Raw genomic sequence first — 22,521 nt, forward strand, 5'->3', positions numbered from 1 at the left:
GAAAAGGGCCCCGTTTGGGGCCCTTTTAATTCATCAGACTTTTTGGCAGGTGATCGCTTAGTCAGCGATATGTGCCTCAATCGCGGCCAGTGCGGCATCCGCCTGCGCCGGATCAGAACCGCCGCCCTGTGCCATATCCGGACGGCCACCGCCGCCCTTGCCACCAAGCTTTTCAACACCGATGCGCACAAGATCGACGGCGCTGTATTTATCCGTCAGGTCTGCGGTCAGGCCGACAACGATGGATGCCTTGCCACCGTCGCCCGAAACAAGGGCAACGATACCTGAACCCATCTGATCGCGGAGCTCGTCAACCATGCCTTTAAGTTCCTTGGCCGGAATGCCATCAAGCGACCGCAGTGCCATTTTGACACCATTGACTTCCTTGAACGCATCACCGCCAGAAGCCGCACCCGAACCAGCCGTCGCCAGCTTCTTGCGCAGATCGGAGACTTCGCGTTCCAGACGACGACGTTCTTCCTGCAGCGCCTTGACGCGGGCCGGGACGTCTTCGGGAACGGCCTTCAGGTCTGCTGCAACCGTGGTCAGAACGCTTTCGCGCGCCGACATGTATCTGGCGGCATCGGCACCGGTCAGGGCCTCGATACGGCGGACACCGCTTGAAACAGCACCCTCGGACACGATCTTGAACATGCCGATATCACCGGTGCGCTTCACATGCGTACCGCCGCAAAGCTCAAGCGAATAGGCATGCTCATTGGCGACCGGCAGGCCCATCGAAACAACGCGGACTTCGTCACCGTATTTTTCGCCAAACAGCGCCATGGCACCCAGCTCAATCGCTTCGTCCGGGGTCATCAGGCGGGTAGTGACTTCGCTGTTTTCGCGGATCAGGCTGTTGACATCGGCTTCGATCACCGCGGCTTCCTCGGCCGTGACGGCCTTGGGATGCGAGATGTCGAAACGCAGACGGTCAGCCGCCACCAGAGATCCCTTCTGGGTTACGTGATCACCAAGATGCTTGCGCAAAACCGCATGCAAAAGGTGGGTGGCCGAGTGGTTGGCACGAAGGCTTGAACGGCGAGTATGATCGACGCGGAATTCCGCGGCATCGCCCACCTTGACGTCTCCCTCGGTCACCTTGCCAAGATGCACATGCAAGCTTCCCAGCTTTTTCTGGGTGTCGGTGATTTCAATGATCGCACCATGTTCGGTTTTGATCACACCGGCATCGCCCTGCTGCCCCCCGGACTCCCCAAAGAAGGTGGTCTGGTTGGCAAGAACGGCAACTTCGTCGCCCTTGGATGCGGATTTGACTTCGGCACCGTCCTTGATCAGTGCGGTAACCACGCCCTCGGCGGTTTCGGTTTCATACCCCAGGAATTCGGTCGCACCATCACGGTCATTGATGTCAAACCAGACTTCCTCGGTCGCAGCTTCGCCCGAACCGGACCAGGCTGCGCGTGCCTTGGCTTTCTGTTCTTCCATGGCGGTGGTGAAGCCGGCTTCATCGATGCCGATTTTGCGTTCTTTGAGCGCATCGGCCGTCAGATCAAGCGGGAAGCCATAAGTGTCATAAAGCTTGAAGGCCACATCACCCGAAAGGGTCGCGCCCGCATCCATGCCATCGGTCGCGTCATCAAGCATCTTGAGACCGCGATCAAGCATGGTTTTAAAGCCCTGCTCTTCAAGCTTCAGCGTTTCTTCGATCAATGCCTGTGCACGGACCAGTTCCGGGAAGGCACCGCCCATCTTGCTTACCAGGGCCGGGACAAGCTTATACATCGTCGGATCTTGCGTTCCAACCATATGCAGGTGGCGCATCGCGCGGCGCATGATACGGCGCAGAACGTTGCCACGACCGGCATTGGACGGCAGAACACCATCGGCAATCAGGAAGCTGGTCGAGCGGAGATGGTCGGCAACCACGCGGTGCGACACATTATGCGAACCATCCGGATCGGTGTTGGTGGCATCGGCCGATGCTTCGACCAGCGCACGCATCAAATCGATGTCATAGTTGTCGTGCTTGCCCTGAAGCACAGCGGCAATTCGTTCAAGGCCCATGCCGGTATCGATCGACGGTTTTGGCAGATCAACACGATCACCATTTGCCATCTGTTCGTACTGCATGAAGACGAGGTTCCAAATTTCAATGAAACGGTCGCCGTCTTCTTCCGCACTGCCCGGAGGGCCACCCCAAATGTGATCGCCATGGTCAAAGAAGATTTCCGAGCACGGACCACACGGGCCGGTATCACCCATCGACCAGAAGTTATCCGAGGTCGGGATACGGATGATGCGATCATCAGTCAGACCGGCGATCTTTTTCCAAAGACCATGTGCCTCGTCATCGGTATGATAAACCGTGACCAGCAGCTTGTCTTTTGGCAGGCCATATTCCTTGGTGATCAGGTTCCAGGCGAATTCAATCGCGTTTTCCTTGAAATAGTCGCCGAACGAAAAGTTGCCGAGCATTTCAAAGAAGGTGTGGTGGCGTGCGGTATGACCGACATTTTCAAGGTCGTTATGCTTGCCCCCGGCGCGCACGCATTTCTGCGAGGTCGCGGCACGCGAGTAATCGCGGTGTTCCTGGCCGGTGAAAACGTTCTTGAACTGAACCATCCCGGCGTTGGTGAACATCAGGGTAGGGTCATTGCGCGGCACCAGCGGGCTGGACGAAACGACTTCGTGGCCGTTCTTGCGGAAGAACTCCAGAAACGTGGTGCGGATATCGTTGACGGTCTGCATATCTCTCCAACCCGGAAAACGCGGAACAACTGCGCGCGCCATACTGGCGAACGGACTGCCCTATTTAGCGGCTCGGCCCTGCCCTGTCCAGTCAGGCGAAAGGAGTCCGGGGGATTTGCCGCAAGTTTTGCCCAATTCGGCGATTTGGGGCCGGTTAATCGGGCCAAAGGCAGCCGAAATTCAGCCGGTTTTCAGCAATAATGTGAATCGATCCCGGTTCATTTTCTGGACAAACCCGGCGGCCTCAAACCCAAGGCCCAGCAACAATTTGCGCGACGGCAAATTTTGCGGATGCGCAAAGGCAGTCAGACACGAAATTGATGTCCTGACCCGCCCATAGTCAAGGGCGGCATTTGCCAGTTCCCGGCCAAGTCCCTTCCCCCAGGCGGTTGGGGCCAGATAATAGCCAAGCTCTGGCCCCCAACCGGGATCAAACGGATCGGTATAGAGCCCGCCCCATCCAATGATGTCGCCAGACGTGCGCAACCTTACGACCCATGGGGCAAATCCATCGCAGCGCCGGAACCATTCATGGACCAGTACGCGCTTGCGACACGCCGCAAAGCTTTCATCACACTGGGTGAACCGCATGGCATCACTATCACCAAGGAAGGCATAAAGGTCGGGGATGTCGGCCAATCTGGCCGCCGAAAGGTCGAGGCGGTCTGTTTGAAGACGGTTGGTCTGAAGATGGGCCGTTCGTGGACTAGTCGTTTGCACTGTCCTGGATCGACTTGCCGAGTTTTTCCATATCGCGACCAAACCCTTCTGCGGTTTCGCAGGCACCAAGCGCAAGGCCAAAGCCAATAACCATCAGGACGGCCAGAAGACGTTTTGTCATCGTTTCCATCTTTGCAGGATGCTCCATTCAAGTCCGGTTAACAGGCATGTCGCCTGTCTTGTTGTTTATCGCGATATTCTGGCCTTGGGCCATCCGGCTTGCAACCGTTATCGCACGCAGTGGCCGTTTGCCGCACTGAACGCAGAAAAGGACGCCAAAATGGCATCCTTTCTATAGGCATGTATGCTTCGTGCAGTCTTGCAACTGTCTGGTCATCAGACCGGCGGGCGACGGCCACGCAACGCGTTGACGACAAGCGATACGACAAACAGCACGAGGAAAACAAAGAACAAGATCTTTGCGATCCCGACAAATGTCCCTGCAAGTCCGCCAAAGCCAAGAACGGCAGCGATCAGTGCCAGAACCAAACAGAATATTGCCCAACCAAGCATGGGATTCTCCCACTATTGTTGCTTTAAGATAATGAATAACGATCGGTTACAGATCAGGAAGCGCCGTCCTGGATTGCTTCACCGGCATCTTCGACGTCTTCGCCAAAGCCTTCGGCTGTTTCACAGGCAGCAAGGCCAAGGCCCATACCCGAAATCATCAGAATCGCGAGAAACTTTTTCATCGTATTCGACATGTTCATTCTCCTGATTGATCGTGTCAAAGCTCACAGGAATTCAAACGGCGACAACCCATAATTGTTCCCGGCACTGTTCTTCCCGGTCAAATTTTCCGTCATAAAAAGTGCGACAGTCCGTTGATTTTAAATGAACTTTCCTCAATCGTGATCATTTTGGGGCACGTCAAGTGAAGGAGATCACGCTTGACCTCCTTCACATCAATACTTGCGAAATCAGGATGCCTTTGCATCAAGCGCCAGATATTCACTGATTTCATCAATGATCTGGCGGTGGATCAGGGCGCGGTCCGTACCAGGGGGATCGGTGCAGATCGGATCGCTACCTTCTTCTTTCAGTATTTCGGCGGCGTTTGGCTGACATTCGTCAAGAAATGTCAGGTGATATGCAGGCGCAAAATTTGCCGAATATGCATTTTTGATCCGCGTAACAAGATTGCTGCCAGTCGGACCAAAATCGGCAGCCGCCCATTTTTCTTCTTCGCCAAGGCCAATGAAAAGCACAGGAGATTTCACCGCTACAAGGCTTTGCTCCGTCGCTGCGAACCCCATGCCCGGTTCAATCGCAACACTACGTGTAATTCGGTCATCCCGGCTGGGAACTTGGAAGTCATTGGGCATATGATCAAGATCGACGCCTCCTTTGCGCAAAAAGTCGCAATCCTGTGCGGCATCGCCAAATCGGTCGCAATATTGCGCAAAAAGCGTTTGATCAAACCTTACCCCGATAAGATTTAGGACCGTCGTTCCGCCCAAAGAGAAGCCAATCGCAGAGATATTTTGGCGATCGATGTAAGGGGCAAAGGACGGATTTGACAGAACCTGATCAAGGGTCGCCCGAATATCTGCCGCCCGCTCGCCAATAAATGGTGTTCGGCGGGGTGAAGAATCCCCTGATGTCGTACCGGGATGGTTTAGCGCAACAACAATTGCCCCGCGCAAGGCCAGTTGCGAAGACAACCAGCCAAGTCCATCCATATTACCGCCCGAACCATGCGACAGAAGAACAAGCGGGTGCTTACCCGGTGCAATTGCCGCACCGATATAGGCGCTTGTTCCCTTCCAGATGATATTGTTGCCGACAGGTGCCTTGTAAATCACGGTATCTGCGGGATACCAGACTGAGGCCGCAATTGGCATGGAACGATGGGCAGCACGCACATCAAAACGATCATACCCGGCATAATCGGTTTGCTGTTCCGCCAGCACAGGCGATGTTTTCAGGCCTGCGAACAGACACAGCGCAAAGGCGAGATATATCGGTTTCATCACAAGGATCCTTGTCCTAAGTTGGAGTACAGAAGAAGTTCTGCCCAAAACAGGATGGCCTTGCGTCCTCGAACGGGTTTGTGGACGTCTCAAAACCGGTTTTGATACCCCTTAGGCGGAAAATTGCGATCAGATGCTTGTTCTACCTGTTCCGATGATTGTGGCGCTGGTTTTAGGGTTCTTGTTTGTCCGCGCCCTTGTCGGCCAGAAAACGCCCAAGATGCTGATGGCGCTTCTGCTGGCTGCCGCCGCGCAAAGTTTTTTGGTCGGGCTTGTTCAATATTACGGCATCGACGGGCTGAGATGGCTTCAGCCTATCACCGCTTCTGCCATTCCGGTCATGGCGTGGATGGCATTTGTTGAGGCAAGCCTTCGCGCCCGTTTACAACGCGGGGATCTGCTGCATTTTTCTTTGCCAGCACTTGTCGCGCTCTGTGTCTTCTTTTTGCCTGTCGTGATTGATGCTGTCTTGTGCAGCCTGTTTGTCGGATATGGATCGGCAATTTTGGTGATGCTTCGTCGCCAACGGGGTGATTTTGCACATATGCGTCTGACATCGGGACAGATCCCCGCACTGGTCTGGCGTTTTATCGCCATTGCACTGATCATATCAGCCATAAGCGACCTGCTGATATTGCTGGCCAAGATTGACGGGAACGATGAGATTGCCGGTGTGGTTCTCAGCGTCACCTCGTCAATCGCGCTGCTGACAATTGGTTTTCTCAGCCTGTCGCCAGACATTGCGATTGATATCGCATTGAAGGACCCGGTCGATGATAGCCAGGCCGCATTGAGTTTTGAGCAATGTCAGGCCATCATGAACGAACTCAACGCGTTACAGACACAGGAAAGGTTGTATCTTGATCCGGATCTGACCCTTGCCCGCATTTCCCGACGCATGAGACGTCCGCTCAAACAGATTTCAATGGCGATCAACACCACCACCGGTGAAAACGTGTCGCGCTATATCAATAAGTACCGGATTGAGCATGCCTGTCGCATGCTTGACGCGGGGGAAAATGTGACCAACACGATGCTTGAAAGCGGCTTTAACACCAAGTCCAACTTCAATCGTGAATTCCTGCGGATTACAGGCAAAACGCCAAGCCAATGGCAACAACAAGGCTCCACCTAGCCCCCCTCAGCCGGTAATGACAACCTGGCAGCGTGAGCAGTAAAGAAAAAGGCGGCACCCATTGTGGCGCCGCCTTTTGCAATCAGTTGGAATGATCAATCAGATCAATCGTCGTTGACCGGTTCATCTTCGCTCATATTGGTCATGGCTTCGGCGATCAGACCGGCACTCTCGCGAATGCTGTTTTCGATCTCCTTGGTCATTTCCGGGTTCTCGCGCAGGAAGCTCTTGGCGTTCTCGCGGCCCTGACCGATACGGGTCGAGTTATAGGAGAACCACGAACCGGATTTCTCGACGATGCCGGCCTTGACGCCAAGATCAAGGATTTCACCCATCTTGGAAATGCCTTCGCCATACATGATGTCGAATTCGACCTGCTTGAACGGCGGGGCCATCTTGTTTTTGACGACCTTGACACGCGTCTGGTTGCCAACGACTTCATCACGGTCCTTGATCTGACCGATACGACGGATATCAAGGCGGACAGAGGCATAGAATTTAAGCGCGTTACCACCGGTGGTGGTTTCCGGGCTGCCAAACATCACGCCAATCTTCATACGGATCTGGTTGATGAAGATGACCATGCAGTTCGAACGCGAAACAGAACTGGTCAGCTTACGCAGTGCCTGGCTCATCAGGCGGGCCTGCAGACCAACGTGCGTATCGCCCATCTCACCCTCAAGTTCGGCGCGCGGGACAAGGGCAGCAACCGAATCGACGACCAGAACATCAATCGCGCCAGAACGCACCAGCGTGTCAGCGATTTCAAGGGCCTGTTCACCGGCATCGGGCTGGGAAATCAGGAGTTCGTCGGTATTCACACCCAGCTTGCGGGCATATCCCGGGTCAAGCGCGTGTTCGGCATCGACAAACGCACAGGTGCCACCAAGCTTCTGGGCTTCGGCAACCGTGTGCAACGCCAGCGTGGTTTTACCCGAACTTTCCGGACCATAGATTTCAACGATACGGCCACGCGGCAAACCACCGATACCAAGCCCGATATCAAGGCCAAGTGAACCGGTTGAAATGGCTGAGATATCAACGGCGCTTTCCCGCTGACCCAGCTTCATAATCGAACCTTTGCCAAATGCCCGTTCGATCTGCCCAAGGGCGGCTTCGAGTGCCTTCTGCTTATCCATAGTATCCTTATCCACCAAATGCAGCGCGGTCTGAATCATTGCTCGAACTCTCTTATTCCACAGGGCCGGGTTGGATGCAACGCAGGCGGTTCCCCGGACCTATAATGCGGAACGCCACCGCTAGACTGTTTTGCCTGTTGCCGCAGCCTGCCACTGCGTTCTTATCGACAAAACAACTGAGAACATAATGCGAACATTCTCACAAAAATTCGGATGTTGCAAGTTTGTTCTCATTCCACCCTACAGAACCTTTAGAGAACAGACGCATCAACCGCCCGCCCGGCAATAACGGGGCGTGGGGTCAGTGACGGTTTGGCAATGCCATCATGTGGTGATTTTAAGATGTTCGTGCTTGTGCGCATGTCCGTGATGATCATCGCCATGATGATGGCTTTCGACATGCAGTTCGCCCGGCACGGTATAAAGCTGCCCGTGGCGCACGCCCGGCTGCGCCAGAACCTTGTCGGCAAAGGCACGGATTTCTGAAAGCCGCCCGCGCAATGTCACGCTTTCAAGGCAGGTATCATGATCAATATGGAAATGCACCGTGGAGACCGTCAGATTGTGGTGTTCGTGCTGGGTGCTCATCAGGCGTGACGCCAGCATGCGTTCCTCGTGATCATAGACATAGTTCAGAGCCGCAATCCCGACCCCGTCGGCATTGTCTTCAAGCTTGGTGTTCTGAAGCTTTTCACGGATCAGATCTCGAAATCCCTCGGACCGGTTGGTATAGCCGCGGTGATCAAGAAACGCGTCAAACGCCTCCATCAGATCGTCTTCAATCGATACGGTCACGCGGGTCATTTTGACTACCTCTCACAATCAACGGCTTGACGAGTATGATCTTTTTTGAAAAGTTCACACCCGCACATGGTTCTTCCATAAAAACAATTTCCCAAAGGAACGCAAATGTTTCAACCAAAGTTCGCAACCAGCATGGTGATTGCTGCCGCAACGCTCCTGATCGGTCTGTCGGCAAACGCCCATGAATTCATCGCAAGCCAATCGCCTGCAACGGCGAAGCCGGGCGAGAATGCGACACTTATCCTTGATTCGACCCATCAGTTTGGCCTTCCGGAAGAAGCAGAAGGCGTAAATGATGTGCGCGCCACGCTGATCACCGCCGATGGCACGAACGACATTGCGATTTCCCAAAATGACAACGCGCCCAATCTGATCGGTACGTTTGAAGTGCCCGATACCGCAGCCTGGATTTCCGGCCATCGTCTGGGTGTTGTCTGGTCGCAAACCCCCGATGGCTGGCAGGCTGGCGGTGCCGACGAGCATCCCGACGCCATCGCATCGACCCGCTACGAAAAGTTTGCCAAGCTTCTGGTGGGTACCGAAGGTGCTGCCGATTTTGTTACCAAACCACTTGGTAATGCGCTTGAAATCGTGCCGCTCAGCGATCCGCGTGACACCAAGGTCGGCGAGGATGCCGAATTCCAGATCCTTTTGAACGGCCACCCGTTGACGACCTCGGTTCTGGCAACCTATGCCGGATTTACCGAAACACCGTCCTCCTGGGCCTATGCGACCGAAACGCTGAGCACCGAGGCCGGCAGTGGCATTGCCAAGGTCCGGGTATCGGCCCCCGGTTTGTGGATTGTGCGTGTCGCAGCCGACATGCCCGATGCGGAGGAAGGTGTCGGCAACCACAACATCCGCGCGACCCTATCATTCGCCGTTGATGAATGATGATGGCACGGATCGGCTTTACATATTTATCGGTTCTGGTGGCCCTGCTGATTGCAGGGCCATTGGCCGTCCCTGTCCCCGCCCATGCCCATGGCGCTGGCTGGCAGGTCGAAGATAGTGCCAATACAAAGACCTATGGTTTTCGATATACCGACGGATCCCCGATGGCCTTTGCCGAGGTGGTTGTCACAACCAAGGACGGCAAGGTCTGGCAAAAGGCGCGCACGGACCGGATCGGTCAGTTTTCGCTTGGGCTTGGCAGCACATCGCCACAAGATGCGCCGCGTGAACTCCACATCAAGGTGGCCGATGGCATGGGGCATGTTGTGCAATTGACCTATCAGTTAACCAATACCACTGCCGTTCCGGCGGCCGCCCAGAAAGCTGCTGGCACGTCGGCAACGAGCGCAACGACCATCCAGGGCACGCCCGCACTGTTTGATTTGCCACTTTGGGCAAGCATCCTGTTTGGCTGCAGCATCCTCGCCAACCTGTTTGGCGGGCTTATGCTTTGGCAGCGTCGCCAGATGGCTCGGAAACAGTCGAACTGATCAGGGCATGAACAGCAAGGTCACCCCGCCAAAGGCAAGGAAGGTTCCGATTACCGCCTGAATGCCAACCGGCTTGCGCAAGATCAGCCCTTCATAAACGATCAGAATAACCGGCGGCAGCGCCATCAGGGTTGAGGCAATCCCGACATTGGCATTTTGAACCGCCAGCATTGAAAGCCACACACCGATTGCGGGCCCGACAAGCGCGCCTAGCAACAGCCATTTGCCAACATCCGGCGCGATACAGGCCGTAACAGTCCGACGCACCCGGCCAAGGATGACCGCCAGTCCCCACATGGCAATCACGGCGACCAGCGTTCTGATCCATGTGGCGGAAAGTGCTGAATAGCCATCAATCAGGGCATATTTCGCCGTGATCAGATTGGCAACCTGCCCGACCGCGCCGCCAAAACCAAACAGAATGCCAATGGTGTAATTGCGGCCCTCAAGCCCGATCGGGCGGCCTTTTTTGCCAAGAATGACAATCAAAACACCACCCACACCACAGGCGATCCCAGTGATTTCAATCGGGCGCAGCGTTTCATCAAACAGGACCCAGGCCAGAACCGCGCCCATGATCGGAACGGTCGACATCAGCAACATCGAAAGCCGCGCACCGATCAGAACAAAAGCCTGAAAAAGCATGGCATCGCCAATCACCAGCCCCAATACAGACGAAAGCGACAACCAGCCAAGCTGTTCCCACGTCACGGCATTCGGCCATGGCTGGCCCTGAAGGATCCAATGCAAAATAGTCAGACAAAAGATCGAACAGGCCAGACGCCCGCGATTGACCGTCTGCGCCCCTGCCTTGCCGCCGATATTGGAGAAGATCATGCTGGAACTCGCCCAACAGAGCGCAGCACTAAAGGCAGCAGCCTCGCCAAAAAGGGAAATCATGGGGCGCGTTTCCGAGAGAGTTTGTCTGTCTGGCTTTAACACCAGTTATGAGTGCAGGTCGTGGTAGCGCATACCTGCCTCCGTCATACAGCGGAGTTTTACGTCATTTGCAATGGCTTTTATTACCTTACAAAGACGCAAGCGCCCTTAAGCCCACACGTTTTCCGTCCACAAAATGGCAGACGGACAGATCAGATTATTGTCTTAAGAACACAAGGCAGGCGGGACACGTTTGATCTTCATTGATCGTAGGCATTAAGAGTCTGAAAATCAGATTGAGTCAGCACACGGGTGATCTCTGGCAAATATTTTTCGTTCTTCTTCGAAAGCCAAAGATAGGCGTGCCCCTGCCTGACCACCGTTTTTGTCGCAGACGCCAATTGCGCTTCATAATGTTTCAGGTTGTTGCTTTCGATCAGAAACGCATCAAGACGACGCCTTAAAAACATATCAACGACAATGTCGTATGATGGCAAAAATATCCGGTTGATATGCCCGCCGGCAGCCTCCGAGGACCATTTGGTGCCACGACGAAGGCCCAATGTCACGGCACCAAGATCATCAACGGAGTTGATCGCCGGGTCAGAGGTTACCAACACCCCCTCACCAGAGATAAGCGGGACCGGAACCATCACTGCCTTGGCGCCAACATAAGGCGCAAACTCCGGCAACCTTGGAAAATCACCATCAATCTGACCACTCAGAAGCAGCGCCTCTGAACGACTTGCAGGCATATATTGTACTGAAAGGCAGGGGTCATGACCGGCAAAGATGTGTTCGAGCTTTTCACCGACTTCTCTGCCGATGGCGTCTTCAAGACCAGCCAATTGCAAGCACGGTAGTGCTCTTACTGAAATTGGCTGCCATATGACTATCACAAGAGCAATCAATACACTGGCGGTACCGAACAACCGCATACAGCGGACTCCAAGCCTGATCTGGATACATTAGAAAAGATTATATAACTTCAACCTATCAGTTCAGCTCGCGAAATTCACGATTTTGTTTCGGTTTCCATTTCCGGCTCAAGTGCAGCCCGAAAAAGGTATGTTCCCCGATCGAATTGCGGCAACAGGGCCTCGTATTCCTTGCGCAGCCAGCTATAGGTCGTAAGGGTTTCCAGTTCGATGGTGCGATAGCCATCCGGCACCCCTTCGGTCTGATTAAGCGAGAAATCGTCAATCAACAGACCATCCAGCCGCCCAAGACGGAGCATGCGCAACATCATCCCGGCACCCCCGGGTACGGTGACGATATCAGCAAGACCTACCAGTTCCTGTTTGCCGTGGTCATCGCCCAGCCAAACGCCGATTTCCTTGTTTTTAAGATCACTGAGTGATTTCACGGTGTCGTCAGCCGTGATCAAAAGGCTTTTGGGACGTCCAACAACCACCGCCCCGGAAACAAGCGGCACACCAGCCGATTGTCGAATGGTTTCGCCGCTGGCAAAGACACCATCGATTTCGCCCCGTTTAAGCGAAACAGCGGTGCGTTTGTTTGGCAACCAGACGGGCTGCACACATAACCCGGCCTCTGCCATGGCGGCACGGTAGCGTTCGGCAGAGCGGACATGATCGGCCATCTCCGGCAAGGCAATCTTGAGACAAATTTCTTCGTCTGCCTTTGCCGAGGGCAGCAATTCAAATGACAGGAAAAGTGCTGCCAGAAAAATGACAGCGAACATACACGATCGAACGATCGCATTGGGCTTGCGAAGCGCCATAATATCACCCCCAAGGCAACATCTTCCCGGTGTTTGCGGGACATGTTGCGAGCCTACCTGATCTGCCCGCCGTCATTAATTGCGGTCGGGTCATTTTCATTGTTCTTTGGTTTCGGCTTTTGCCGTTAGGGAAAACTATAAGTGCAATCCAAAAGCGCGTGCAAGCGCCTGTTTGCCGATCGTTTAAGGCAAACGTATAGGTCGCACTGCAGCATTATGCGACAGAAACAAAGCCAAGCTGGCGGGGCGCCAAAGCCGATTTGACAGCGCATTGCAGCACTCAGCCGCAAAGGCGGAAACGCCCTTTGGCCCAAAGTTTGATGCGGCTCAGGAGGGGTCCTTGCGCAAGGCCGCTATCTTTTCCCGGAAGAGGACGGTGCCATTATCAAATTTCGCCATCTGTTCGGCATGTTCGGCCCGAAGGAAGCTATAGACGGCGAGATTGGCAACAGGGATCGCAACAAACCCTTCCGGCGCACCACCCTGGCTACGCAATGAATAGTCATTGAGCAAAATACCATCCAGACGCCCTTTCACAAGCATCTCCATCATCAACTCTGGACCACCGGCGATACGCACAACGTGGTCATAATGTTCAAGAAGATTTTCTGACCAGCCCGTTCCCAACCAGACACCGATCTGTTCAGACGTAAGCTCTGACAGGGTTTTGGGGCCATCGTTTTTAACGACAAACATACCATCGGGTTTCCCCAAAATAACACTGCCGCGGATCACAGGCGTTTCGGTCGTCTTTCCATATGTTTCAAGCATGGCAAAGACGCCATCAATCTGTTTATGGCGCATTGCCATGAACGTCCGCGCATGGGGCATCAAAACAGGTTCGACACAAAGACCGGCATCATTCATTGCCGCCTGATAAATGTCGTGTCCGGTATCGCCAATTGTGGCTTCGGGGATGGCAATGCGCAGGCATGGTTGCTTTGCCTTTGCGCCGGGCAGCATGGCAAAGGAAAGCAAAAGCGCCGCCAAACAGATCAGTGTCAGAGCAAAGCTTCGTAAGAACGTGTGCAATTGAAAGCTAGCCATTTTCAGTCTCCCACGGCACCAACTGTTTGTTGAGTAACCGTATCCCGGGAAGTTCAGCTTGCGCTTGGTTGGCAAGTTCTGTCGTTCCAGATTTTTTAATCCGTTGATTGAAAAGATATATTCTAACCTGCTGATTGCCTAGCGGCGAGTTATCAGCCTTAGGGGGTTTCAATTCGGAGGCGCCGCTTTGTCGCAACAGGATATCATAATACCAAGTTTTGCCAGAAAGGCGCGCGTGGCGCGGTCAAATTGCGGTTTGATATCGGCAAACTCGGCTGTCAGCCAGCTATGCACATCAAAATGATCAACCTCAATCGCCTTGTATCCTTCGGGCACCCCGCCCGCAAGACCAAGCGAATAGGCATCAGCCAGCATGGCATCAATGCGTCCTTCGGCCAGCATTTCCTTTAGCATCGCCGTACCGCGCGGCACCCTGATCACGTTTGCGTATTGCTCAACAAGCTTGGGGCACCAGGTCGCGCCAAGCGGCACCCCGACCACTTCGGTGGTAAGATCGGCGATCTTATTTACCGGCCCTTCGCGCACCACCAGATATCCTGCCAGCGACCCAAGAAGGACATCACCGGAAACCAGCGGCAGGTTTACAAGCTCCGGCAGGTCATCGCGTGCTGCAAAAACACCATCAAGCCGCCCGGAACGCAGTGCGACAACCGCGCGTGTTTGCGGCAATGCCACAGGTGATACACATAACCCCTCATCTTTCATCACATGACGATAAAGATCGAGTTTTTGCGGACTGGATTGGAGTTCAGGCATGGCGATACGAAGGCATTTCTCATCGGCCTTGGCAGACGGCAACACCCCGAAAGACACCACAACAGCCATAAAACATATCGTTGCAAAAACACAGTTTCGGGCAAACCTGTGGCTTGAATAGCGGGCCATACATACTCCCAAGAGGCGTTGGTCTATTTTCTTTTATGTTCGCCGAGGTTCCACAAATTCGGAATGCTCTGGAACTTGTTTGTTCTGGCGTTTGCACCGCAACAGACCAAACGATACGTCTTATTGTATGATGTGACCAGCGCCGAATGCGCATATCCTTCATCGCATCGATACATCTTGTCCCGAGAGCAACATCCTGCAACCCCCGATGTTTTGGAATTACAAGCATTCCGCGCTTGACCGATGAAAAAATGGCGCGCACCATCTGCGCGCGGCTGGCCCGGAAATCGGGAAAGCAGCGCCACCAAGCCACCAAAGTTTTCAACCGTGCCGCCCTGCATCCCGAATGGATGCACGACGCCCCATATTCCGGACACCCTCGATGAAACCAGGGGATATCGCCCGCTACCTGTTCCTCGCCATCGTGTGGGGACTGTCATTCCTCGTTGTTGTTAAAATTGTTGAGGCCTTTGGCTGGGTCGGTGCCGTCACCTTCCGCGCCCTAATTGCTGCGGGATCGCTTTACTTTCTTGCCCGGTTGTTTCGCCGCAACCTTGATTTTTCTGCAGGTTGGCGTCCCTTTGCCATTGTCGGTGCCACCACGGTTGCCGGGCAACTGATCGGCCTTTCCTATGCCGCACCGCGGATCGGGACCGCAATGGCCGCCATTTTTGTTGCAGCCATTCCATTGTTTTCCATGATCATCAGCCAACTCTGGGGCCTTGAACGCACCACAAGACAGGGCTTTGCCGGCTTGGTGCTTGGCATCAGTGGCATTGTGTTGCTGGTCGGGTTCCCCGCCGTCCCGGTCACATTCGAATTTGCTCTTGGCTGTGTGGCATCAATCCTTGCCGCCCTGTGTGCGGCCTTTGGCAGCAACTATGCCAGCCGCCATCTGTGCAACAGTGGCAACTGGGAAACAACCATCGGGGCGTTTCTGTTTGGTGGATTGATGACCTTGCCGCTGATCTTTGCCGTGCCGCTGGAACGCACACCGGTTGCGATGGATTACCTTTATCTGATCATCGCCGCTGTGTTGATGAGTGTATGTACCTATATCGCCTATTTCCGACTGGTTGCCTCCATCGGGCCGACGCGCGCGATCAGTGTTGAATTTCTGGTCACCGTGATAGCCGTCTTTATCGGTGCGACCGTTCTGGGTGAAAAACTTTCTGCCATGCAGTTCATTGGCGGTATCACAATCATGGTCGGCTGTGCGCTGGTTTTGAACCTTGTGCCTGCGTGGATGCGTCCGCGTCCGAGCGCCCCTGAAATCCCCTGAACACCTCAGAAAACATTCCAACTCGGGAACATGCACGTCTGCCGGAAGTTAGACTAGGTAGTCTTCTTTTATGACAGAAAGCAGCGCATGCCCTTTGACCTTGGCCAGCAGTCGCTCGGCATAATTGTGATGACCTTTGCGGTCTGCACACTGATTATCGGTTTTGCCGGGACCCGACTTGCAGGGATTGCCGTCAAACTGGCCGAGCGCACCGGCATGGGGCAAATCATCGCCGGCGCACTGTTTGTCGGCATGTCGACAAGCCTGCCGGGCAGTGTCCTGTCGGTCACTACCGCATGGCAGGGCCATACCGACCTTGCGATTGGCAACGCCCTTGGCGGGATCGCCGCCCAGACAACCTTTCTGGCCATTGCCGATCTGGTTTATCGCAAGGGCAATCTCGAACATGCCGCAGCAAGTGCGACGGGCCTTGCGCAAACCACCCTTCTTTTAAGCATGCTGTCCGTGCCGCTTCTGGCCTATGCCGGGCCGGAATGGATGATTTTTCATATTCACCCGGCATCGATCCTTTTGTTCATCATTTATGCGTTTGGTCTGAACCTTTTGTCGGAAATCCGCGATGAACCGATGTGGCATCCCAAGAAAACCGACCTGACCGAAGAGGACGCCAAACATGACGAAGCCGACACCCACCCGGAAAGCTCCGCTCGGCTATGGGTTGAATTTCTGGCCTTCGCGCTTTTGACCGCCATTGCAGGTCACGTCATTGGGCAAGCTGGCCTTGCAATCGTTGCAGTGACCGGGATCAGTGAAACCGCCGTCGGTACCTTCCTGACTGCGATTTCAACATCCTTCCCGGAATTTGTTTCGGCCATTGCAGCGGTACGGATGGGGGCGGTCAATCTGGCGGTTGGCGACATCATCGGCGGCAATGCCTTTGATGTGCTATTTTTGGCTGCATCTGACTTTGCCTATCGCGAGGGGTCGATCTACGCCGCCTTTACCGATCAGCACATCTTCACCATCGCGCTGGTCATCCTGATGAGCGGGGTATTGCTGTTAGGCATGCTCAACCGCGAACGCCGCGGCATTGGCAATATCGGGTGGGAAAGCTTCGCGATGCTGGCACTTTATGGTGGATCAATATTCTATTTGGCGGGCTAGTCTGCGGCGCAAACGCCTCAAAGCACTTCCTTGACCTTGGTCGCGAGGTCTTTGAGTGAGAACGGCTTGGGCAGGAAGTGCACGCCGTTTTCTTCATCAAGCTCGTCGCGATAGGTATCCTCGGCATAGCCAGAGATGAAGATGACCTTCAGTTCCGGCTTTTTCTCTCGCAGCATGCGGATCAGGGTCGGGCCATCAATGCCCGGCATGACCACGTCCGAAATCACCAGATCAATGACCTTGTCGGTGTTATTTAACACCTCAAGCGCGTTGTCACCGTTATTGGCCTCAAGCACGTCATAGCCCTTGCTGCGAAGGGCGCGCGCGCCAAAGGTCCGCACTGCGTCCTCATCCTCGACCAGCAAAATCGCGCCGGTGCCGGTCAGATCGCGCGACGGGGTTTCTTCGACAACGGCCTGCGTTTCGGCAAGTTCGGCCTCGGACGCCTCATAGCGCGGCAGATAGATGGTAAAGGTCGTCCCTTTGCCCTCTTCGCTGTTGACCGCGATAAAGCCGCCGGTCTGTTTGACGATGCCATAGACGGTCGAAAGCCCAAGACCCGTCCCCTCGCCGCGTTGTTTGGTCGAGAAGAAGGGCTCGAAAATGCGGGTCAGATTGTCCTTGGGAATGCCAATGCCGGTATCGGTCACCTTGATGCCGATATAATCGCCCGGCGGGATGACCTCGGTGCCGGTTGCGGTCGGCTCGTCGATAATTTCGGTGCTGGTCTGAACCGTAAGTGTCCCGCCCTCGCCCGCCATGGCATCGCGCGCATTGACGACAAGGTTGATAATCACCTGATCAAGCTGACCCGGATCGACCTTTACAAGACCGATGTCGCGACCGTGGCTGACCTTAAGATCGATCTTCTCGCCGATCAGGCGGCGCAGCAGGTTGGACATTTCCGCCAGCGCATCAGTGATATTGATGATTTTCGGCTGCAATGTCTGACGGCGCGAGAACGCCAACAGCTGCCGGACAAGATTGGCCGCACGGTTGGCATTCTGTTTGATCTGCATGATGTCGGCAAAGCTCGGGTCACCCGGCCCGTGACGCGACAGCAACAGATCGCAGAAACCGATCATCGCGGTCAGAAGGTTATTGAAGTCATGCGCCACCCCACCGGCAAGCTGACCAACAGCCTGCATTTTCTGGGACTGGGCAAATTGTTCCTCAAGGTTCTTCTGTTCGGTCGTATCAAGGAAGTTCAACAGCAACGCACCGGCTTCGCCCGATCGGCCCGCCACACGTTGCAGATAAATCTGGGCGGCAACCCCGCGAGATCCGGAAAGGCGGGCTTCGATCTGCCCCCCTTTGCCCATGCCCATCACGGCCTTGGACAGGTAACGCGCTACTTCATCACGGTCTTCGGGCACGATCAGCTCCAGGATCGAACGACCAACCACCTTGTGATGCATCTGACCGGCCGTATCGATAAAGGCACGGTTGGCATCCGTAACTGTGCCAGACATATCGGCCAGAACGATCGAAAGCGGGCTTTCATCAAAGAACCAGCGCACCCGACGTTCGGTTTCCGCCAGTGCATGTTCCCATTCGTGGGCCGGCATCGGATCGGGGAAGATCACGGCCTGACTGCGCACAGGCCCGGTGCCCGGTGCATTGATTGAATGTGTCACGAAACAACGAATGGGCTCACCACCGGCGACCTTGAATTTGACCTCGCCATTAACGCCATCACCAACGATCAGATCGGCAAGCTCGACCAACCCGTTGTTGAAGTCTTCGGGCTCCCCACCCAGCCAGCTCGCCAGACGGCGGTTGAGGTAAAGAATGCGGCCTTCTTCATCCAGACCACACACCCCGACCGGCAGGCGTTCGATCATCTGATCGGCATGTTCAAAGCCACCTTGCGCCTCGGCGACCGGGAGGTTGGCGACCATTTCACTGGCCTGCGGCCCCGACAGGGCAAAGCGTTTCTCGGTCTCTTCGGCCGGTAACAGCAACGAAGATCCGCCATCGGCCATCACAGCGCTGTCGACACCGTCAACAGTCCACAGCATCTTACCCGCACGCGCATCGGCCGCGGTGACAGAAATGCGAAGACAGGCACCATTGGCGGCGTTGTTCGTATCAGGCGTGCCGTCGGCTTCTTTGTCTGCCTCTTCGCCGTCTTTGGTTTCTTCGGGGGTTTCGTCATCCGCATCCGAAGGGGCGATATGTGCCTGATACTTTTCAGAACGCGACAGATCGACAAACATCTGCCCGCCCTCACCGCGCATCGCACGGGTGCGCAATTCGGCCAGTTCGTCACTGCCAATGCCAAGGAAGGACAGGCGCGCCTCAAGCGCGGACAACATGTCCGATCCGGCTTCAATGCCGAGCTTGGATGAAAAGGCCGGGTTGGCGTAAAGGGTGCGGCCATAGGCATCGATCAGCGCAACGCCAATATCGGATTTGGCGAAGCCGGAAATCAGCGGGCCAAGCCCATCATGCCCGCCATTGCGCAGCTTTGCAGACAGCGACAATGACGCAACCGCGACCACCGCAACACCGGTGACCATCGCACCGATGATCCACATCAGACGCGCGTCAAGCCCCGCCTTTGCCAAGACGTCCATCAGGACGAAGACAAACGCAACGAATGCGACACTTACAGCAAGGATAAGCCCCCGAAACAGCACGCGACCGCCTTTAACGACAATAACTTAACAAAATAGTCTATACTTTTAGCTGCTTATCGCCCGACTGGCTACCGGCAAGTTTATCGTCGATAAGACTGCCCGGCAATCACGACAAACAGAACGCAGTTCCCACAAGATATGCCAAAGGCAGGAACCAAATCCGGCCCTGCCTTTCAAACAATGTTGTCCTCTGAACGCGTCATTTTTGTGATCAAATGACACGTAATAATTATCCGAGTTTCTTGCCGCGCTGACGGAACACGAACGAGATGATCTCGGCAACCGCCTTGTAGTGTTCTGGCGGAATTTCCTGATCGATTTCGACGGTGGCAAACAAGGCGCGCGCAACCGGCGGGTTTTCCATGATCGTGATGTTGTGTTCCTCGGCAACTTCACGAATTTTAAGCGCGACATTGTCCTGCCCCTTGGCGATACAAACCGGTGCCCCCATGGTATCGATGTCATATTGCAGGGCGACGGCAAAGTGCGTCGGGTTGGTGATCACCACGTCGGCCTTGGGTACGTTTGACATCATGCGCTGCTGGGCGCGTTCCATCCTGATCTGGCGGACCTTTGCCTTGATCTCGGGGCTACCCTCGGTCTGTTTGTATTCGTCCTTGATCTCCTGCTTGGACATTTTCATTTTCTGATTGAACTCGTACTTCTGATAGGCAAAGTCGAGCCCGGCAATCACAGCGGTGAGCGAGATCGTCGCAATCAGCAGGATCACGATCATGTCGTACAGACGTTCCAGCGTCAGGCCGAGTGACAGTTGCGGATAGAGTTCAACGTCCATCAGTTCCGGCACAATCACGAGGCCAAGCACAACGCCAACAAGGATGATCTTGCTGACGTTTTTGACAAACTCGACCATGCTTTTCATCGAAAACAGGTTCTTGAGCCCGGTCAGCGGGTTCAGTTTGTCGGGCTTGGGTTCGATCCGCTCCACCGCAACGACGATACCGTTCTGAACAATGTGTCCGGCTGCGGCAAAAAACATCAACAGCACAAACGGAATGCCCAGCACCCAAAGCATGCCCAAAATCACGTCTTCAAACAGACCGGGAATGCCCGCCTGGGTGACGTCAAATCGGTGCGGATGTTCAAGGAAACCGACAGCAAGATCGCGCACGCTTGCGGCCATGCTCGGCCCGAGCATCGTCATGACCAGACCACCGCCGAACAGGATCATGAAGTTGCCGACTTCCTTGGAAACCGGCACCTGACCTTTCTTTCGCGCGTCCTCAAGCTTTTTACTTGTGGGGTCTTCTGTCTTTTGGCTGTCGTCTTCTTCTGCCATTGGCAAACCCATGCTTGGCAATGCGGGGGAAAATGCTGCCCCTCATTGCCTTACGGACTAAGAAACGCCTCAAGCCCGTTCTCGAAATATGCAAGATAAACCATCATCATGGATGGCAGGGCCAAGGTCAACAAAAGCAGTGCGATCGCGATCTGGACCGGCATCGCGACAAAGAACACCGGCAATTGCGGCATCAGCTTGTTGAGCAGACCCAACGCAATCTGCAAACAGATTGCGACCACCAGAAACGGTGCCGACATCTGCATTGCAATCGCGAAACTGTCATTCAGCGCCCTTGCAAAAAACTCGCTCATATCGCCCACCGGCAAAACACCGCCCGGCGGAAACAGGGTATAGCTTTCAAACACCGCCTGGATCATCAGGTGATCCATCCCGGTGGCAAACAACAACACCAACCCGACCTGCATCAGGAAATTACCCGTCACAGCACTTTGTGCCCCGGACAACGGATCGGCGGTAAAGGCGTTCGCCATCGATGACAGATAGGCAATAATCGACCCGGCAGTCTGGATTCCGGCCATCATGACCTGGGCAAACAGGGCAAAGAACAATCCCACCGTGACTTCATATCCGATACCCACCAGAAGCGACGGCGCATCAGCGGGCTGTGGCGGGAAAAGCGGCCCGGCCAACGGGGAAATGACAACCGCCACCCAAAAGGCAAACAACAGGCGCGCGCGTGCCGGAACTGAACGCGCCCCTATACCCGGCATAAAGGCAAAGGCCGCCCCCACCCTGGCGAAAGTCATCAGGACGACGTAAACATTCAGCGTAAGAAGTTCTTGAAGATCCATGTCGTCTTCGACTGCCTTATTCATCCACGCTGGCGGGCGGCGGGTTTAACGCTAATTCGGTAGCCCGATAAAGTGGTCAACCATTCGGCCCATAAATTCAACCATCTCGGTCATCATCCACGGCAGCAAAACCAGAAGGGCGATGAAGATGACCAGAATTTTGGGCACGAAGGTCAGTGTCATTTCCTGAATTTGCGTCAGGGCCTGAAACAGGGCGATGATCAGGCCAACCCCAAGTGCAATCAGCATCAACGGCGTGGTGACTTTCAGCAGTGTCCACACCGCGTCATAGGCCACGTCCATGATTTCAGCTTGATCCATCGGGTCTTCCTGTTTCGCCGTCTTGTCATGCGGGCCGCTTCGGGCCTTTATCCTTCATACAGGATTTATCACGGGTTTTGCCATGATTTCCTGACTTATCAAACGCTTCCTTGCGGATTTCCCAAAAACACAAAAACCGCACGAATGATCGCGCGGTTTTATCACGGGCGTCTGAAAATGCCGATCAAACCGGCATGTTTAGAATGCTCTGATAGGCTTCAACGGCCTTGTCACGAACCGAGACAACGGTACGCAGGGTAACTTCAGCGGCGGACACCGCAGTCACCACTTCGTGCAGTTCGGCATCACCGGTAATGGCCTTTTGGGTCATCTGTTCGCTGACTTTCATGGTATCGCGGGCATCATATGCCGCCCCCTTGACCATGTCGGCAAAACTTTCCCCCGGATTCACGGACTGGCCCGAACCGGTTACGGTTTCCGTAACGGTGTTGGTCTTGCCAGCGGCCGCATTGCGGTAGGCAGAAATAGCATCGTTGAAGCTTGCGACCATGGGTATCAATCCTTAAGC

General features: G+C 54.8%; 23 protein-coding genes. 5 read left to right on the plus strand and 18 right to left on the minus strand.

Going from position 1 to position 22,521, the window contains the following annotated elements; all coding sequences use genetic code 11:
* Nucleotides 1-57: 57 nt before the first annotated feature.
* The 6 genes from alaS to FHI25_RS18180 all read right to left on the minus strand — a co-directional run bounded on the left by alaS (nt 58) and on the right by FHI25_RS18180 (nt 5,408).
* Nucleotides 58-2,712, minus strand: coding sequence for an alanine--tRNA ligase (alaS, locus tag FHI25_RS18155; protein WP_210520214.1), 2,655 nt, complete (start codon nt 2,710-2,712; stop codon nt 58-60).
* 180 nt (nt 2,713-2,892) lie between these two features.
* Nucleotides 2,893-3,432 (minus strand): GNAT family N-acetyltransferase, encoded by a 540-nt coding sequence (locus tag FHI25_RS18160; RefSeq protein ID WP_210520216.1) that lies wholly within the window; start codon nt 3,430-3,432, stop codon nt 2,893-2,895.
* Nucleotides 3,419-3,562, minus strand: a complete 144-nt coding sequence (locus FHI25_RS18165; RefSeq protein ID WP_008890358.1) for an entericidin A/B family lipoprotein — start codon at nt 3,560-3,562, stop codon at nt 3,419-3,421. The genes FHI25_RS18160 and FHI25_RS18165 overlap by 14 nt, the downstream gene beginning before the upstream one ends.
* Before the next feature lie 206 nt (nt 3,563-3,768).
* Nucleotides 3,769-3,945 carry a DUF1328 domain-containing protein gene (locus FHI25_RS18170; RefSeq protein ID WP_008890359.1) on the minus strand — a complete coding sequence of 59 codons (177 nt, stop codon included), beginning with the start codon at nt 3,943-3,945 and terminating at the stop codon, nt 3,769-3,771.
* A 53-nt stretch (nt 3,946-3,998) separates the two neighbouring features.
* Nucleotides 3,999-4,139 (minus strand): entericidin A/B family lipoprotein, encoded by a 141-nt coding sequence (locus FHI25_RS18175; protein ID WP_008890360.1) that lies wholly within the window; start codon nt 4,137-4,139, stop codon nt 3,999-4,001.
* Between the two features lie 216 nt (nt 4,140-4,355).
* A complete protein-coding gene (locus FHI25_RS18180) occupies nt 4,356-5,408 on the minus strand; it encodes a hypothetical protein (protein ID WP_210520218.1) in 1,053 nt (350 codons plus the stop codon).
* 133 nt (nt 5,409-5,541) lie between these two features.
* Between FHI25_RS18180 and FHI25_RS18185 the strand changes: the two genes are divergently transcribed.
* The gene (locus tag FHI25_RS18185) at nt 5,542-6,543 is read left to right on the plus strand and encodes a helix-turn-helix domain-containing protein (RefSeq protein WP_210520219.1); all 1,002 of its coding nucleotides are present in this window, start codon (nt 5,542-5,544) and stop codon (nt 6,541-6,543) included.
* A 104-nt stretch (nt 6,544-6,647) separates the two neighbouring features.
* On the opposite strand, the gene recA is transcribed toward FHI25_RS18185, so the two are convergent.
* Both recA and nikR read right to left on the minus strand, forming a co-directional pair.
* Nucleotides 6,648-7,721: a recombinase RecA gene (recA, locus tag FHI25_RS18190; RefSeq protein WP_040823385.1), complete on the minus strand. Its 1,074-nt coding sequence runs from the start codon at nt 7,719-7,721 to the stop codon at nt 6,648-6,650.
* A gap of 285 nt (nt 7,722-8,006) precedes the next feature.
* Nucleotides 8,007-8,486, minus strand: a complete 480-nt coding sequence (gene nikR, locus FHI25_RS18195) for a nickel-responsive transcriptional regulator NikR (RefSeq protein WP_210520221.1) — start codon at nt 8,484-8,486, stop codon at nt 8,007-8,009.
* 105 nt (nt 8,487-8,591) lie between these two features.
* On the opposite strand from nikR, the gene FHI25_RS18200 reads away from it, so the two are divergent.
* Nucleotides 8,592-9,380, plus strand: coding sequence for a DUF4198 domain-containing protein (locus FHI25_RS18200; protein WP_210520223.1), 789 nt, complete (start codon nt 8,592-8,594; stop codon nt 9,378-9,380).
* A complete protein-coding gene (locus FHI25_RS18205; protein WP_210520225.1) occupies nt 9,377-9,931 on the plus strand; it encodes a hypothetical protein in 555 nt (184 codons plus the stop codon). The genes FHI25_RS18200 and FHI25_RS18205 overlap by 4 nt, the downstream gene beginning before the upstream one ends.
* Here FHI25_RS18205 and FHI25_RS18210 read toward each other — a convergent pair whose 3' ends face one another.
* The 5 genes from FHI25_RS18210 to FHI25_RS18230 form a co-directional block, all read right to left on the minus strand.
* On the minus strand, nt 9,932-10,831 hold the full coding sequence (locus FHI25_RS18210; RefSeq protein WP_210520226.1) for a DMT family transporter: 900 nt from the start codon (nt 10,829-10,831) through the stop codon (nt 9,932-9,934).
* Between the two features lie 239 nt (nt 10,832-11,070).
* Nucleotides 11,071-11,748: an ABC transporter substrate-binding protein gene (locus FHI25_RS18215; protein ID WP_210520228.1), complete on the minus strand. Its 678-nt coding sequence runs from the start codon at nt 11,746-11,748 to the stop codon at nt 11,071-11,073.
* A 77-nt stretch (nt 11,749-11,825) separates the two neighbouring features.
* Nucleotides 11,826-12,515 (minus strand): ABC transporter substrate-binding protein, encoded by a 690-nt coding sequence (locus FHI25_RS18220; protein ID WP_210520230.1) that lies wholly within the window; start codon nt 12,513-12,515, stop codon nt 11,826-11,828.
* 366 nt (nt 12,516-12,881) lie between these two features.
* The gene (locus tag FHI25_RS18225) at nt 12,882-13,601 is read right to left on the minus strand and encodes a hypothetical protein (RefSeq protein ID WP_210520232.1); all 720 of its coding nucleotides are present in this window, start codon (nt 13,599-13,601) and stop codon (nt 12,882-12,884) included.
* 168 nt (nt 13,602-13,769) lie between these two features.
* The gene (locus FHI25_RS18230) at nt 13,770-14,447 is read right to left on the minus strand and encodes a hypothetical protein (protein WP_210520234.1); all 678 of its coding nucleotides are present in this window, start codon (nt 14,445-14,447) and stop codon (nt 13,770-13,772) included.
* Nucleotides 14,448-14,889: 442 nt separating this feature from the next.
* Here FHI25_RS18230 and FHI25_RS18235 point away from each other — a divergent pair, with 442 nt between their 5' ends.
* Both FHI25_RS18235 and FHI25_RS18240 read left to right on the plus strand, forming a co-directional pair.
* Nucleotides 14,890-15,789, plus strand: coding sequence for an EamA family transporter (locus FHI25_RS18235; RefSeq protein WP_210520236.1), 900 nt, complete (start codon nt 14,890-14,892; stop codon nt 15,787-15,789).
* Nucleotides 15,790-15,876: 87 nt separating this feature from the next.
* Complete coding sequence (locus FHI25_RS18240) at nt 15,877-16,914, plus strand: sodium:calcium antiporter (RefSeq protein WP_210520237.1); 1,038 nt, start codon at nt 15,877-15,879, stop codon at nt 16,912-16,914.
* Nucleotides 16,915-16,931: 17 nt separating this feature from the next.
* Here FHI25_RS18240 and FHI25_RS18245 read toward each other — a convergent pair whose 3' ends face one another.
* From FHI25_RS18245 to fliE, 5 genes are all read right to left on the minus strand, one after another.
* The gene (locus tag FHI25_RS18245; RefSeq protein WP_210520239.1) at nt 16,932-19,556 is read right to left on the minus strand and encodes a PAS domain-containing sensor histidine kinase; all 2,625 of its coding nucleotides are present in this window, start codon (nt 19,554-19,556) and stop codon (nt 16,932-16,934) included.
* Nucleotides 19,557-19,785: 229 nt separating this feature from the next.
* The gene (gene flhB / locus FHI25_RS18250) at nt 19,786-20,856 is read right to left on the minus strand and encodes a flagellar biosynthesis protein FlhB (protein ID WP_210520240.1); all 1,071 of its coding nucleotides are present in this window, start codon (nt 20,854-20,856) and stop codon (nt 19,786-19,788) included.
* Between the two features lie 50 nt (nt 20,857-20,906).
* Nucleotides 20,907-21,671 carry a flagellar biosynthetic protein FliR gene (gene fliR / locus FHI25_RS18255; RefSeq protein WP_008890378.1) on the minus strand — a complete coding sequence of 255 codons (765 nt, stop codon included), beginning with the start codon at nt 21,669-21,671 and terminating at the stop codon, nt 20,907-20,909.
* Nucleotides 21,672-21,722: 51 nt separating this feature from the next.
* Nucleotides 21,723-21,992, minus strand: coding sequence for a flagellar biosynthesis protein FliQ (gene fliQ, locus FHI25_RS18260; RefSeq protein ID WP_063087530.1), 270 nt, complete (start codon nt 21,990-21,992; stop codon nt 21,723-21,725).
* Between the two features lie 184 nt (nt 21,993-22,176).
* Nucleotides 22,177-22,503, minus strand: coding sequence for a flagellar hook-basal body complex protein FliE (gene fliE, locus FHI25_RS18265; RefSeq protein WP_008890380.1), 327 nt, complete (start codon nt 22,501-22,503; stop codon nt 22,177-22,179).
* Between the last annotated feature and the right edge of the window lie 18 nt (nt 22,504-22,521).

The organism is Thalassospira sp. ER-Se-21-Dark (assembly GCF_017922435.1).
In the GTDB taxonomy this organism is placed as follows: domain Bacteria; phylum Pseudomonadota; class Alphaproteobacteria; order Rhodospirillales; family Thalassospiraceae; genus Thalassospira.